Annotated in this window: 16 protein-coding genes and 1 tRNA gene; 14 read left to right on the forward strand and 3 right to left on the reverse strand. The window is 75.3% G+C overall.

The features are described from left to right. The first annotated feature begins 162 nt into the window (after positions 1 to 162). The gene (locus tag VG869_13865; protein HEV3452268.1) at positions 163 to 696 is read left to right on the forward strand and encodes a hypothetical protein; all 534 of its coding nucleotides are present in this window, start codon (positions 163 to 165) and stop codon (positions 694 to 696) included. Positions 697 to 702: 6 nt separating this feature from the next. Here the strand turns inward: VG869_13865 and trpS are convergent, their stop codons facing one another. After that, complete coding sequence (gene trpS / locus VG869_13870) at positions 703 to 1,692, reverse strand: tryptophan--tRNA ligase (GenBank protein HEV3452269.1); 990 nt, start codon at positions 1,690 to 1,692, stop codon at positions 703 to 705. Between the two features lie 56 nt (positions 1,693 to 1,748). On the opposite strand from trpS, the gene VG869_13875 reads away from it, so the two are divergent. From VG869_13875 to VG869_13910, 8 genes are read left to right on the forward strand one after another with little or no spacing between them, the layout of a single operon-like run. Then, entirely contained in the window at positions 1,749 to 2,558 is an 810-nt protein-coding gene (locus tag VG869_13875) for a ScpA family protein (protein ID HEV3452270.1), read from the forward strand. Continuing rightward, positions 2,555 to 3,187, forward strand: coding sequence for an SMC-Scp complex subunit ScpB (scpB, locus tag VG869_13880; GenBank protein HEV3452271.1), 633 nt, complete (start codon positions 2,555 to 2,557; stop codon positions 3,185 to 3,187). Before VG869_13875 ends, scpB begins: the two co-directional genes overlap by 4 nt. Positions 3,188 to 3,190: 3 nt before the next feature. Continuing rightward, on the forward strand, positions 3,191 to 3,919 hold the full coding sequence (locus VG869_13885) for a pseudouridine synthase (protein HEV3452272.1): 729 nt from the start codon (positions 3,191 to 3,193) through the stop codon (positions 3,917 to 3,919). 40 nt (positions 3,920 to 3,959) lie between these two features. Continuing rightward, a complete protein-coding gene (gene aroH / locus VG869_13890) occupies positions 3,960 to 4,322 on the forward strand; it encodes a chorismate mutase (GenBank protein HEV3452273.1) in 363 nt (120 codons plus the stop codon). Beyond that, on the forward strand, positions 4,319 to 5,407 hold the full coding sequence (locus VG869_13895; protein HEV3452274.1) for a prephenate dehydrogenase/arogenate dehydrogenase family protein: 1,089 nt from the start codon (positions 4,319 to 4,321) through the stop codon (positions 5,405 to 5,407). The genes aroH and VG869_13895 overlap by 4 nt, the downstream gene beginning before the upstream one ends. Then, on the forward strand, positions 5,404 to 6,699 hold the full coding sequence (gene aroA, locus VG869_13900; GenBank protein ID HEV3452275.1) for a 3-phosphoshikimate 1-carboxyvinyltransferase: 1,296 nt from the start codon (positions 5,404 to 5,406) through the stop codon (positions 6,697 to 6,699). The genes VG869_13895 and aroA overlap by 4 nt, the downstream gene beginning before the upstream one ends. After that, the gene (cmk, locus tag VG869_13905) at positions 6,696 to 7,361 is read left to right on the forward strand and encodes a (d)CMP kinase (GenBank protein HEV3452276.1); all 666 of its coding nucleotides are present in this window, start codon (positions 6,696 to 6,698) and stop codon (positions 7,359 to 7,361) included. The genes aroA and cmk overlap by 4 nt, the downstream gene beginning before the upstream one ends. Then, positions 7,358 to 8,023, forward strand: a complete 666-nt coding sequence (locus VG869_13910) for a lysophospholipid acyltransferase family protein (GenBank protein HEV3452277.1) — start codon at positions 7,358 to 7,360, stop codon at positions 8,021 to 8,023. The genes cmk and VG869_13910 overlap by 4 nt, the downstream gene beginning before the upstream one ends. On the opposite strand, the gene ispH is transcribed toward VG869_13910, so the two are convergent. Beyond that, positions 7,994 to 9,058, reverse strand: a complete 1,065-nt coding sequence (ispH, locus tag VG869_13915) for a 4-hydroxy-3-methylbut-2-enyl diphosphate reductase (GenBank protein HEV3452278.1) — start codon at positions 9,056 to 9,058, stop codon at positions 7,994 to 7,996. The genes VG869_13910 and ispH overlap by 30 nt on opposite strands. 44 nt (positions 9,059 to 9,102) lie before the next feature. Here ispH and VG869_13920 point away from each other — a divergent pair, with 44 nt between their 5' ends. The 5 genes from VG869_13920 (at position 9,103) to VG869_13940 (ending at position 13,099) form a co-directional block, all read left to right on the forward strand. Beyond that, the gene (locus tag VG869_13920; GenBank protein ID HEV3452279.1) at positions 9,103 to 10,473 is read left to right on the forward strand and encodes a DUF512 domain-containing protein; all 1,371 of its coding nucleotides are present in this window, start codon (positions 9,103 to 9,105) and stop codon (positions 10,471 to 10,473) included. Continuing rightward, positions 10,470 to 11,813, forward strand: a complete 1,344-nt coding sequence (der, locus tag VG869_13925; GenBank protein HEV3452280.1) for a ribosome biogenesis GTPase Der — start codon at positions 10,470 to 10,472, stop codon at positions 11,811 to 11,813. The genes VG869_13920 and der overlap by 4 nt, the downstream gene beginning before the upstream one ends. A 26-nt stretch (positions 11,814 to 11,839) precedes the next feature. Then, entirely contained in the window at positions 11,840 to 12,109 is a 270-nt protein-coding gene (locus VG869_13930) for a hypothetical protein (GenBank protein ID HEV3452281.1), read from the forward strand. Positions 12,110 to 12,158: 49 nt separating this feature from the next. Beyond that, positions 12,159 to 12,233 (forward strand) — tRNA-Pro (locus VG869_13935). Between the two features lie 392 nt (positions 12,234 to 12,625). Beyond that, a complete protein-coding gene (locus tag VG869_13940) occupies positions 12,626 to 13,099 on the forward strand; it encodes a hypothetical protein (protein ID HEV3452282.1) in 474 nt (157 codons plus the stop codon). A gap of 273 nt (positions 13,100 to 13,372) precedes the next feature. Here VG869_13940 and VG869_13945 read toward each other — a convergent pair. Beyond that, positions 13,373 to 13,659: hypothetical protein (locus VG869_13945; GenBank protein ID HEV3452283.1), on the reverse strand; the 287-nt coding region annotated here is incomplete at its 5' end.

Consider the following 13,659-nt stretch of genomic DNA (forward strand, 5'->3'; position numbering starts at 1 on the left):
GTCGGCCCTCGTCGAGCGGCTGCTGCCGTCGGCCTGGCTCCCGACCTGGTACCGGATCCGCCCCTACGGGCTGCTCATCCTCCTCGTGCTCGTGTTCTTCACCGGTGTGGTCGGCACCGTCGTGCAGCCGTTCTTCGACGCGCTCCGCAACTTCGTCGTCTCGTGAGCCGGCCCGGGCACCTGGCCCGGCGCTTCGTCGGGGCGCTCCGACCGGGCGGGCCGCGCCCGGGTGACGTCGCGTGGGTCGGCGGCGTCCTCGAGGACGAGGAGCGGACGCTGTGGTCCCGGATGGCGAGCCACGACCGTCGCCACTCGGTGCTCGTGGCCCGGCGCGTCGAGCGGGCCCTGGCCGGGACCGACGCCGCCGGCGACCCGCGGTGGCTGGCGGCCGCGCTCCTCCACGACGTCGGGAAGCTCGACGCCGGGCTCGGCGTCCTCGGCCGGGTCGGCGCCACGCTCGCGGGCGGGGCCGCCGGGCACGAGTGGGCGGAGACGTGGTCGACGCGGCGCGGGATCACCCGACGCGTCGGCCTCTACCTCCGCCACGGCGAGCTCGGCGCCACCCGGATCCGGGTGGCCGGAGGCCGGGAGGAGGCGGCCCGCTGGGCCGCGGCCCACCACACCCCGGCGGCGTGGTCCGAGACCGGGATCCCGCCCGAGGTCGTCGACGCCCTCGTCGCCGCCGACGACGACTGACCCGCTTCAGGAGCGGGGGAGCAGCCCCGCCGCCTGTCGGGCCCGGGCCAGCACCTTGCCGGCGATCGACTCCGCCTTCGCGGCGCCGGTGGCGAGGGCGGCGTCGACGCCCGCCGGGTCCTCGGCCAGGGCGACGTACCGGGCCTGCAGCGGGGCGAGAAACTCGACCACCGCGTCGGCGACCGCGCGCTTCAGCGCCCCGTAGCCCTGCCCGGCGAACTCGGCCTCGACGACGGGCACCGGGCGCTCGGTCGTGGCGGCGAGGATGTCGAGCAGGTTGGCGACGCCCGGCTTCTCGACCGGGTCGTAGGACACCTCGGTCCCCGAGTCGGTGACGGCGGCCCGCACCCGCTTCCGGATCAGCTCCGGCGGGTCGAGGAGGGCGATGCTGCCCTGCGGCGACTCCGACGACTTCGACATCTTCGCCGTGGGCTGCTGCAGGTCCATGATGCGCGCCGCCACCGGCGGGATCGCCGGCTCGGGGACGACGAACGTCGTCCCGTAGCGGTGGTTGAACCGCAGCGCGACGTCTCGGGCCAGCTCGAGGTGCTGGCGCTGGTCGTCGCCGACGGGGACCCGCTCGGCGTCGTAGAGGAGGATGTCGGCGGCCATGAGGACCGGGTAGTCGAAGAGGCCGACGCTCACGAACTCGTGGGCCGCCGACCGGTCCTTGAACTGGATCATCCGGCGCAGCTCGCCGAAGCTGGCCACGCAGTTCAGGATCCACGTGAGCTCGGCGTGCGCGGGCACGTGGCTCTGCACGAACAGGGTGCTGCGCTCCGGGTCGATGCCGGCGGCGAGCAGGAGCGCGGCGGTGCGCCGCGTCCGCTCGGCGAGCTCGGCGGGCTCGTACGGCAGCGTCATGGCGTGGAGGTCCACGACGCAGTAGAGCGCGTCGTCGGCGTCCTGGGCCGCGACCCAGTGCCGCACCGCGCCGAGGTAGTTGCCGAGGTGCATCTCGCCGCTCGGCTGGATGCCCGAGAACACCCGTGCCATCGCCCGGCCACGCTAGTGGCGCGCCGTCCCGACGGCGGGCAGGTATGTTGCCCGTGATGGGCTACGAGGTCCGCACCGCGGTGTACGAGGGCCCCTTCGACCTCCTGCTCCACCTCATCCTGCGCCAGGAGGTCGACCTCTTCGAGGTGTCGCTGGCGACGATCGTCGACGAGTACCTCGCCGAGCTGGACCGGATGGAGTCGCTCGACCTCGAGCTCGCCACCGAGTTCCTCCTCATCGCGGCCACGCTCGTCGAGCTGAAGGCGCGGCGGCTCCTGCCCGCCCCGACCGACCTCGAGCTCGACGAGGAGCTCCTGCGGTTCGAGGAGCGGGACCTGCTGCTGGCCCGGCTCCTCGACTGCAAGACGTTCAAGGACGCCGCCGGCGCGCTGGCGGCGCTCATGCGCGCCGCCGACCGCAGCGTGCCCCGCGTCGCCGGGCCCGAGGAGCCGTTCCGGTCGCTCGTCCCCGACCCGCTCGAGCGGGTGCGGCCGGCCCGCCTCCGCGACGCGGCCCGGCGGGTGCTGGCGCCCCGCCCGACCCCGCACATCGAGGCCGACCACATCGCGCCGATCCGGGCCAGCGTCGCCGACGCCATCGCGGTGGTCCTCGCCGCCCTGCCCGAGGGCCGCCCGGTCTCGTTCCGCGAGCTGACCGGCGACGCCACCGAGCGGCTCGACGTCATCGTCCGGTTCCTGGCCGTCCTCGAGCTCTTCAAGCAGGGGGTGGTCGACCTCGACCAGCCGACCACGTTCGGCGAGCTGTCGGTGCGCCGCCTCCGGACCGGCGAGGCGCTCGACGCCGCCAGCATCGCCGACTGGGACCAGCCCGCCGAGGCCGCCGCCCCCGGCGCCGAGCGCTCATGAGCGACGCCGACGGCCTCGCCCCCGAGGTCGCGGCCGAAGCCCGTCGCGCCATCGAGGCCGTGGTCGTGGCCGCCACGGAGCCGGTCGAGGCCCGCTTCCTCGCCGAGCTCGTCGAGCTGCCGGTGGAGACGGTCGTGGCCCTCTGTGCGTCGCTCGCCGACGAGTACGAGGAGGAGGGGCACGGCTTCGTGCTGGCCCGGGTCGCGGGCGGCTACCGGCTGCAGACCCACCCCGACCTCGCCTCGTACGTGGAGCGCTTCGTGCTCGAGGGCCAGCACGTCCGCCTCTCCGGGCCCGCCCTCGAGACGCTGGCCATCGTCGCCTACAAGCAGCCGGTCTCGCGGGCGCAGGTGTCGGCGATCCGCGGCGTCGACGTCGAGACCACCCTGCAGACGCTCGTGCAGCGCGGGTACGTGGCCGAGGTCGGCCGCGACCCCGGACCCGGGCTCGCGGTCCTGTACGGCACCACCACCGCCTTCCTCGAGCGGCTCGGCCTCCACGCGCTCGAGGACCTCCCGCCCCTCGGCGACTTCGTGCCCGACGCGGGGACCGTGGCCGCGCTCGAGCAGGGGCTGCGCCTCTCGGGCGACCCCACCGCCGGGGAGGCCGCCGAGCCCGTCGACGGCTGAGCGGTGGCCGACGCCGAGCGGGTCCAGAAGGTGCTCGCGCGCGCCGGGTATGGCTCTCGTCGCGTCGCCGAGGAGCTCGTGCGGGCCGGGCGCGTCACCGTCGACGGTCAGACCGCCCGGCTCGGCGACCGCGTCGACCCGGCGTCGGCCCGGGTCAGCGTGGACGGGGTGCCGGTGCCGACCGCGCCCGACCTCGTCTACTACCTGCTCCACAAGCCGGCCCGGGTCGTCACCACCGCCCACGACCCCGAGGGCCGCCGCACCGTGCTCGACCTGGTGCCGGCCGAGCCGCGCGTGTTCCCGGTCGGGCGCCTCGACTACGACACCGCCGGGCTGCTGCTCCTCACGAACGACGGGGACCTGGCCCAGCTGCTCGCGCACCCGCGACACGGGGTGGCGAAGACCTACCTCGCCGAGGTGGCGGGCGCCCCGACTCGCGGCGAGCTGCGGCGGCTGCGGGAGGGCGTCGACCTCGAGGACGGCCCGACCGCGCCGGCCCGGGCGCGCGTCGTCGGCGCCGCCGGCCCGAGCGCCGCGGTCGAGCTGACGATCCACGAGGGCCGCAACCGGCAGGTGCGGCGGATGCTCGAGGCGCTCGGCCACCCGGTCACGCGGCTCGTGCGCACTCGCATCGGGCCGATCCGCGACGAGCGCCTGCCGGCGGGGGCGTGGCGACACCTGACGCCGGCCGAGGTCCGCGCGCTCTACGAGGCGGCGGTGGGCAGCGAATGACCGGCCGGGTGCGCGCGGCTGCCCGCTAACCTGCCGGCACGTGAGGCTGCAGGCGCTGCGCGGCGCGACGACATGCGACGCGAACACGAAGGCGGAGATCACCGCCAAGACCCAGCAGCTGGTCCGCGAGCTCCTGACCCGCAACGAGCTGGCCCACGACGACCTCGTCAGCATCATCTTCACGGCCACCGAGGACCTGACCGCCGAGTTCCCGGCCACCGCGGCCCGCGGGCTCGGGCTCGGCGACATCCCCCTCCTCTGCGCGCGGGAGCTCACGATCGACGGCAAGCTGCCCCGGGTGGTGCGGGTGCTCGTCCACTGCTACACGAGCCGGCCTCGCGACCAGCTCCACCACGTCTACCTCGGTGCGGCCCGCGCGCTCCGCGACGACCTGCCCGAGTGAAACGCGTCGGGATCGTCGGAACCGGCCTCGTCGGCGCGTCGGTGGGGCTGGCGCTGCGCCGCGACCAGATCGCGGTCCGCGGGTACGACGCCGACCCGGCGCGAGCGGCCGCGGCGCGCGACCTCGGCGCGCTCGACGAGGTCGGGCCGGACCTCGCCGCCGTCGCCGAGGACGCCGACCTCGTCGTCGTCGCGGTCCCGGTCGGGGCCATCGCCGACCTCGCCGTGGCCGCGCTCGACGCCGGCGCGGCCGCGGTCACCGACGTCGGCTCGGTGAAGGCACCGATCGTCGCCGCGGTCGAGGCCGACCGCCCCGCACGCGCGGCCCGCTTCGTGGGCGGGCACCCGATGGCCGGGTCGGAGCAGGACGGGCTCGAGGGTGCCGACCCCGACCTCTTCGTCGGCGCCCCGTGGGTGCTCACGCCCACCGAGCGCACCGACCCGGCCGCGTTCACGAGCGTGCGCCGGCTCATCGTCGGGCTCGGGGCCGAGGTGATCGCGGTCACGCCGGACGACCACGACCGGCTCGTGGCCATGGTGAGCCACGTGCCGCAGCTGGCGGCGACCACGCTCATGGACGTCGCCGCGACCGGCGGCGGCGAGCACGCCACGCTGCTGCGCCTCGCCGCCGGCGGCTTCCGCGACATGACGCGCATCGCCGCCGGTGATCCCGGCATCTGGCCCGACATCTGCGTCGCCAACCGGGAGGAGATCGTGGCCGCCCTCGACGGCTACCTCGAGGCGCTCCGGGAGGTGCGCGCGCTCGTGGACCGCCGGGACCGCGACGGCCTCCTCGACCTGCTCGAGCGGGCCCGGGCGGCGCGCCGCCGGCTCCCCGTCGGCGGGGTGCCCGGCGAGCCGCTCGTCGAGCTGCGGGTCCCGGTGCCGGACCGGCCGGCGGTGCTCGCCGAGGTGACGACGCTGGCGGGCACGATGGGCATCAACATCTCCGACATCGACATCGCCCACTCGGTCGAGGGCGGCGGGGGCGTCCTCGTGCTGCTGCTGCCGGCGCGCCACGTCGACGCCTTCGAGGCCGCGCTCACCGCGCGCGGCTACCACCACGCCCGGCGGCTCCTGCCGTGACCGCCGAGCTGCACCTCGAGGGGCCGGCGCCGCTCCGCGGCCGGCTGCGGGTGCCGGGCGACAAGGGGATCTCGCACCGGGCGCTGCTCTTCGCCGCGCTCGCCGACGGGCGGAGCCGCGTCGCCGGCCTGGCCGACGGCGACGACGTGGCCCGAACCCGGGCCGCGCTGGCGGCCCTCGGGGTCCGCCTCGGCGGCGAGGGGCCGAGCGTCACGGTCGACGGCGCCGGCGTCGACGCGCTGCGCGAGCCCGCGGTCGTGCTCGACTGCGCCAACTCCGGCACCACGATGCGCATGGCCGCCGGCCTGCTCGCCGGCCGTCCGTTCCACGCCGTGCTCACCGGGGACGAGAGCCTCCTCCGCCGGCCGATGGGCCGGGTCGTGGAGCCGCTGCGGGCGATGGGCGCCCGGGTCGACGGCCGCGCCGACGGCGAGTACGGCCCGCTGGCGATCCGCGGCGGGCCGCTCGTCGGTCGCCGTCACGTCGTGCCGGTCGCCAGCGCGCAGGTGAAGACGGCGCTGCTCCTCGCCGGCCTCCAGGCCGCGGGGACGACCGAGGTGGTCGAGCCGGCGCTGAGCCGCGACCACAGCGAGCGGATGCTCGCCGCCCTCGGCGCGCCGGTGGCGCGGACCGGGCCGGCGTCGGTGCGGGTCGAGGCGGGGGCGCCCCGCGCCTTCGAGCTCGAGGTGCCGGGCGACCCGTCCTCGGCGGCGTTCTTCGTCGTGGCGGCGGCGGTGACGCCGGGCTCCGAGCTGGTGCTCGAGGGCGTGGCGCTGAACCCGACCCGGCTCGGCTTCGTCGAGGTGCTGGCCCGCATGGGCGCGCCGGTGGAGGTGCGGGTGCTCGAGGAGCGGCTCGGGGAGCCCGTCGGCGAGCTCTCGGTGCGGTCGGCGCCGCTCGTCGGCACCGTCGTCGCCGGCGACGAGGTTCCGCGCCTCGTCGACGAGGTGCCGGCGCTCGCAGTCGCGGCCGCGTTCGCCGACGGCGTCACCGAGTTCCGCGACGTCGCCGAGCTGCGCGTGAAGGAGAGCGACCGCGTCGCCGCGCTCGAGCAGGAGCTGGGCCAGCTGGGCGTCGGGGTCGAGACGGGACCGGACCGGCTCGTGGTGCGCGGCGGCGCGCCGGGACCGGCCACGCTGAAGAGCCACGGCGACCACCGCGTCGCCATGGCCGCCGCCGTGGCCGCCAACGCCGTGGCCGGCGCGTCGACCGTGCGAGGCTGGGCGGCGGTGGCCGCCTCGTATCCCCGGTTCGCCGAGGACCTCGCCGCCCTGACCGGGCGCGGCCGGTGACGGCGGTCGTCGCCGTCGACGGCCCCTCCGGCGCGGGCAAGTCGACGGTGGCCCGCGGCGTGGCCGCCGAGCTGGGCTTCGACGTCCTCGACACCGGTGCCATGTACCGGGCCGTGACCGTCGCCGTCCTCGAGGCCGGGGTCGACCCCGACGACGCCGCCGCCTGCGCGGCGGTGGCCCGCCGGGCCGAGATCGACCAGCGCGGGGTGACGACGCGGCTCGACGGGCGGGACGTCAGCGCCGAGATCCGCACCCCGGCCGTGACCGCGGTCGTGTCGACGGTGTCGGCCCACCCGGCCGTGCGCGCCGTGCTCGTCGAGCGGCAGCGGGCGTGGGCCGCGGCCCGGGACGCCGGTGTCGTCGAGGGGCGCGACATCGGCACGGTCGTGTTCCCCGACGCGGTGCTGAAGGTGTTCCTCACCGCCAGCGAGGCCGAGCGGGCCCGGCGCCGCCACGACGAGGCCGGCCCGGACGAGGGGTCCAACGTCGACGCGGTGCGCGCCGCCCTCGACCGGCGCGACCGGCTCGACCGCACCCGACCCACGTCGCCGCTGCGCGCGGCGCCCGACGCGCTGCGCATCGACACCACCGCCCGCGCCGTCGACGACGTCGTGCACGAGGTCGTGGCGGCGTTCCGGGCCCGGACCGGCGCGCCCCGATGAGCTTCTGGCGCGTCGTCCGCACGGTGGTGCTGGCGCTCTGCGCGGTGCTGTTCCGGGTCCGGGTCGTGGGCCGGGAGCGGGTCCCGCGCGGCGGCGCCTACATCCTGGCCCCGTCGCACCGCTCGATCCTCGACGTCCCCTTCGCCACCTTCGCCACCCGCCGGCGCGTCGCCTTCCTCGCCAAGCAGGAGCTGTTCCAGTCTCGCCTCGGGGCGCTGCTCTTCCCGCCGCTCGGCGGCATCCCGGTCGAGCGCGGCAGCACCGACCGGGCCGCGCTCCGCGCCGCCGACGAGGTGCTCGTCGACGGGGAGCCGCTGGCGGTCTTCCCGGAGGGGACGCGCCGACGGGGCCCCGTCCTCGGCGACCTCTTCCACGGCGCCGCCTACCTGGCCCTGCGCCGGCGAGTGCCGATCGTGCCGGTCGGGATCGGCGGCAGCGAGGAGATTCTCCCGAGCGGCCACGTCGTGCCCCGACCCCACCGGGTCGTGATCGTGATCGGCGACCCGGTCGTGCCGCCGCCCGAGGCCAGCGCCCGGCGCCGCTCCGACGTCCTCGCGCTCACGGCGACGCTCCGCGACCGCCTCCAGGACGCCTTCGACGACGCCCGCCGGCGGGCGGGGACGGCGGCCCCGCTACCGGGCCAGGTCCGCGAGCGCGCTTGACGCGTCGGCGACCCGGTCCTCGGCCAGGGGGCCGCCCCGACCGGCCGCGTCCTCGGGGGACCCGGCGAACGCCAGCGCCCCGATGGCGTCGAGCGCCGGCAGCAGGTCGCGCAGCTCGCGGGGCGGGGGGAAGTACTCGCCCTCCTCGGTCACGAACACCGGCGTCACGCCCCGCTCGGGAGCGAGGGTGTCGACGACGGCGCGCACGAGGTCCTCGGGGGCGCTGGCCCCGGCGGTGACGCCCACCACCCGGGCGCCCTGGAGGCGCGCCAGGTCGAGCTCCTCGGGGCCGTCGACGCGCAGCACCACCGGGCAGCCGGCGTCGGCGGCCACCTTCGTGAGCGCGACGGTGTTCGAGGAGTTGGCGCTGCCGATGACGACGACCGCGTCCGACCGGGACGCCACGACCCGCAGGGCGGCCTGGCGGTTCGTCGTCGCGAAGCACAGGTCGTCGCGCGTCGCGGTCCAGAGGCTCGGGAACCGGGCCCGGGCCCGCTCCATGACGCCCTCCCAGTCGTGGAGGGCGAGCGTGGTCTGGGCCAGGAGCGCGACCCGGTCGCCGTCGGCCACGTCGGCGAGGGCGGGCGCCACGTCGTCGTCGCCCTCGACGAGGCGCATCGCCGCCGGCGCCACCGCCAGCGTCCCGACGGCCTCGTCGTGGCCGGCGTGGCCGACGTACAGCACGGTGTAGCCCTTCGCGGCGCGCACCTTGGCCTCGTGGTGCACCTTCGTCACCAGCGGGCACACCGCGTTCACGACGAACCGGTCGCGCTGGCGGGCCGCCGCCACCACGTCGGGCGCGGAGCCGTGCGCTGACAGCATGAGCGGCGCCCGCGCCGGCACCGCGTCGACGTCGTCGACGAACACCACGCCGAGGCGCTCGAACCGGTCGACGACGAGCCGGTTGTGGACGATCTCGTGGTAGCAGTAGACGGGCGGCTCGAAGATCCGGACCATCCAGGCCAGGGCCTTGATCGCCATCTCGACGCCGGCGCAGAACCCGCGCGGCTCGGCCAGGAGCACTTCCTCGACCACGGCCCGAGGGTACCGTCGACCCCCGCCGCCCCTACACTCGCGTCATGACCGCCGCGCGGGTGGTGGCGGTCGCGCCCGGCTCGCCTGCCGCCGCCGCCGGGGTCGCCCCCGGCGACGAGCTCCTCGCGCTGAACGGCGAGTCGGTCCGCGACGTCATCCGGTACCAGCTCCAAGCCGACGAGCCCGTCCTCGAGCTCGAGCTGCGCGCCGGCGGTCTCGAGCGCACCCTCGTGGTCGAGAAGGAGGCGGGCGCCCCGCTCGGCCTCGAGCTGGCGTCGGCCGTCTTCGACCGGGTCCGCACCTGCGACAACCACTGCCCCTTCTGCTTCATCTTCCAGCTCCCGGAGGGCATGCGCCGCAGCCTGTACCAGCGCGACGACGACTACCGCCTCTCCTTCCTCTACGGGAACTTCACGACGCTGACGCGCTTCACCGAGGCCGACCTCGAGCGGGTCGTCACCGAGGGCCTCGGCCCGCTCTACGTGAGCATCCACGCCACCGACCCGGCGCTGCGGGCCCGGCTGCTCCGCAACCGGCGCGGCGCCACGAGCCTGCGCTGGCTCGCCGCCCTCCTCGACGCCGGCGTGACGGTGCACGGCCAGATCGTGGTGTGCCCCGGCGTCAACGACGGCGACTCCCTCGACGACACCCTCCTCGGGATCCTCGACCGCTACCCGGCGCTCGCCACCGTCGCGGCCGTCCCGGTCGGCGTGGCGGCCCACTCGCGGGAGCCGAGCCTGCGCCCCCACCACCGAGCCGACGCCGCCCGCGTCCTCGACCAGGTCGACGCCTGGCAGCGCCGCTTCGTCGACGCGCTCGGCCGGCGCCTCGTGTACGGCGCCGACGAGTACTACCTGCTCGCCGGGCGGCCCTTCCCCGACGCCGTCGCCTACGACGGCTGCGACCAGCACGAGAACGGCGTCGGGATGGCCCGCACGTTCCTCGCCGACGCCGAGCGGGCGCTGGCCGGCGAGCCCGGCCGCGGCCACGGCCCGCGGTCCGGCTTCTTCGCCTGGGTCGACGGCGCCCCCGCCGACGGCTACCGGGCGCCGCGCGCCGCGCCCGGCGCGACGGCCCCGCGGCGCGACGCCCCGGTCGGGATCGTGACCGGCGAGTACGGGGCGTCGGTGCTCGCGCCGCTCGTCCCTCGCCTGGCCCGACGGGCCGGCGTCCCGGTGCGGCTGGTCCAAGTCGCCAACCGCTTCTTTGGCGGCAACATCGCGGTGACGGGGCTGCTGACCGGCGCCGACGTCGCGGCCGCGCTGGCCCGGGAGCCGACGGGTCACCGCTACCTGCTCCCCGACGTCGTGCTCTCCCGGGACCGGTTCCTCGACGACCGCGGCGTCGCCGACCTGCCCCGCCCGGTGGAGGTCGTGGCGACCGACGGGGCGTCGCTCGTCGCCGCGCTGACATGACCGTGCCCGCCGTCGCGGTGATCGGGCGACCGAACGTCGGGAAGTCGACCCTCGTGAACCGTCTCGTCGGCGCGCGCCGCGCCATCGTCGAGGAGCGAGCCGGCGTCACCCGCGACCGCAAGGAGCTCGAGGCCGACTGGCGGGGCCGCCGGTTCCGGCTCGTCGACACCGGCGGCTGGCTGCCACCCGAGGCCGCCGACCACCCCGCCCGCACCCTGAGCCGGGCCGTGAGCGCGCAGGCGGAGCGGGCGATGGCCGACGCCGACGTCGTGCTGCTCGTCCTCGACGCGACGGTCGGGATCACCGACGAGGACGCGGGGGTGGCACGGATCCTCCAGCGCAGCCCGAAGCCCGTCCTCGTCGTGGCCAACAAGGTCGACGACGACCGGCGCGAGGCCGACGTCTGGTGCTTCACGCGGCTGGGCCTCGGTGACCCCATCCCGGTCAGCGCCCTCCACGGGCGGCGCAGCGGCGACCTCCTCGACGCCCTCGTCGAGCGGCTCCCGCCCGAGGCCGACCCGCCCGGCGAGGTGACCCGGCCGTTCTCGGTCGCCATCGTCGGTCGCCCGAACGTCGGCAAGTCGACGCTCTTCAACCAGCTCGTCGGCGACGAGCGCGTCATCGTCCACGACCAGCCCGGGACCACCCGCGACGCCGTCGACAGCGTCGTCGAGACCCCGGAGGGGCCCCTCCGCTTCGTCGACACCGCCGGCCTCCGCCGGCAGAGCCGGGTCGACGAGCCGACCGAGTACTACGGGATCGTCCGCGCCCTCGAGGCCGTGGACCGCGCCGACGCCGCGCTCCTCGTCGTCGACGCCGCCGCCGGCGTCACCCACCAGGACCAGCGGCTGGCCGAGCGCGTCGACGCCGCCGGCAGCGCCATCGTCGTGGTGCTCAACAAGTGGGACCTCCTCGACGACGACGCCGAGCGTCGCCGCGCCGTCCTCGCCGACGTCGGCGACCGGCTCGGCTTCCTCCGGTACGCGCCCGTCCTGAAGACCTCGGCGCTCACCGGGCGCAGCCTCGGGCGGATCCTCCCCGCCCTCCGCGCCGCCGAGTCCGCCTACCACCGGCGGCTGCCGACCGGGGCGCTGAACCGCGTCGTCGCCGACGCCCAGGCCGCGCACCCGCCGCCCGTCGTGCGGCGCCGCCGTCCCCGCGTCCTCTACGCCACCCAAGGCGCGACCGACCCGCCCACGATCACGCTGTTCGCGACCGGGACGCTGCCGGCCCCGTACCTCCGCTACCTCGAGCGGCGGATCCGGGAGGCGTTCGACCTCGGCCCGACCCCGCTGAAGCTGCGCGTCCGGCGCCGGACCTCGGCGCCGCAGCGTCGGTGAGGCGCTGGTTCTGATGGAATGAACCCGTGCCCTGGTGCGCGGCGTGTGACCGCTTCCTCTCGCCGTCGACGGTTCGGGTCGACGGGTCGTGCCCGAGCTGCGGGCGGGTCGTCGACGCCGGCCGAGCCCGCCGACCCGCGTCCGCGTTCGAGGCCGACGGGGCCCCCGCCACGCCGACGGTCGAGGATCCGCCGGAGCCCGTGCCGTGGCACCTGAAGCTGCTCCTCGTCGCGCTCGCCGTGTACCTCGCGTACCGGGCCTTCCAGGGTGTCGACTGGGTCGTCGCACACCTGTAGGGACCCCGGGTCGCCCGGTACGATCGCCGTGGCGCGCCTGACGTGCCGACGGGCTGTGGCGCAGCTTGGTTAGCGCGTCGGTCTGGGGGACCGAAGGTCCCGGGTTCGAGTCCCGGCAGCCCGACACCCATCACCGCAGGTCAGCGGCTGAACATGGAACGCACCACGCCCAAAGGCCCGCTCGAGCGCGGCCGGCAAGAGCGCGCCGTGTTGCCACAAGACGGACTCGTCAAGCTGACCCGAGAGGCGCGCCGCCAGTTGGCGCGCCGTCTCGGCGCCGAGGGCCCTACGGATGGGCGAGGCGACGCGCGGCGCGCGACGCAAGAAACACCAAGTGGTTCGATCACGGGATACGGACCACCGTGCATCGGTCTTGTTCTTCAGGGTCGTCGGCGCGATGATCCCTCTCGGCTACGAGGGCGTTCGCGAACGGCAACGCCGCGGTTCCCGAGCAGCGTCCGCCAGGTCGCGCATCGCAGATCGGACTGGTCCCAGCCAACCGTCGGGAGGTCCACCATGCGCAAACTCGCCTCGCTTCTCATCATCGTGCTCGCCGCCGCGGCCCTGAATACCGGTGTGGCGTTCGGAGCGGACCACGAGCTCGCCCGACCGTACAACGGCTCGGGTTCCGGGATCGACACCATCCCAGTCCTCGGCGGCTCGACCTTCGTTGTCGACGGCACCATCACCTCGCGTTTCGGTACGGGGACCTTTCACAGTCAAGGAACCCAAACTGGGCCCACAAGTTTCACGTTTGCGACCACGGTCGTCTACGCCCGCGGCACACTGACGTCGACGGCATCCGGAACGAACACCGGCCCGAACACGTCGACAAGCATCAACACCATCACCGGCGGGACTCGGCGATTTGCCCGCGCAACCGGTTCAACCACGGTTACGGCCACGACTTCTCCCACCTCCAGCCCGCAAATCCGTACCGTTACCTTCACGTTCACCGGCACCATCACCCTCAACGACAAGCGGGGCTAATACCACCGGCGACTACGCGCCGTTCAGGTCAGCTACGCGGCGACTTGTATCCAAGGTCCTCTGCGTGGCGGTCAGTCCGCCGTCGAGCGTTGGAACGTGACTGCTATCGATGCCAGATCCGGTGTCGGGGCGGCCGGGCCAGCCACCCGTTGAGGGCGTCGACGATGCGGTCCTCGCGGACATAGACGTTGGATCGCTCGGCGATATCCACTGGCGGTCAGTGGACGCGACCCTTGATGAACCGCCTCTCGGGTTGCGGCATCGTGGGTGGCTCTAGCCTCGGGGGCGGTCCAAGCGCTTCTTCGCGGTGCTTGAGGTACGCCCTGATTGCTGCGGCTTGTCGACGACCGCGAAGGCTGTGATGGCGGCCGGGAGAACATGGAGGCGCGCGGTCACCTGATCAAGCTCGACGTCCACACCAAGGTCAGTGACGTGCGACGCATGCGCGATGCCATCGGCGAGCATCGCCTCGACCTCGCCAACGTCGGTGGCCTCCGGAAGAGTCCATCGGTGCGACTCACTTGGACCGTTGAGGTACAGGTACTTGGGCATGCCGCAAT

The sequence above is a fragment of the Acidimicrobiia bacterium genome, from assembly GCA_035948415.1.
Lineage (GTDB): Bacteria > Actinomycetota > Acidimicrobiia > IMCC26256 > PALSA-555 > PALSA-555.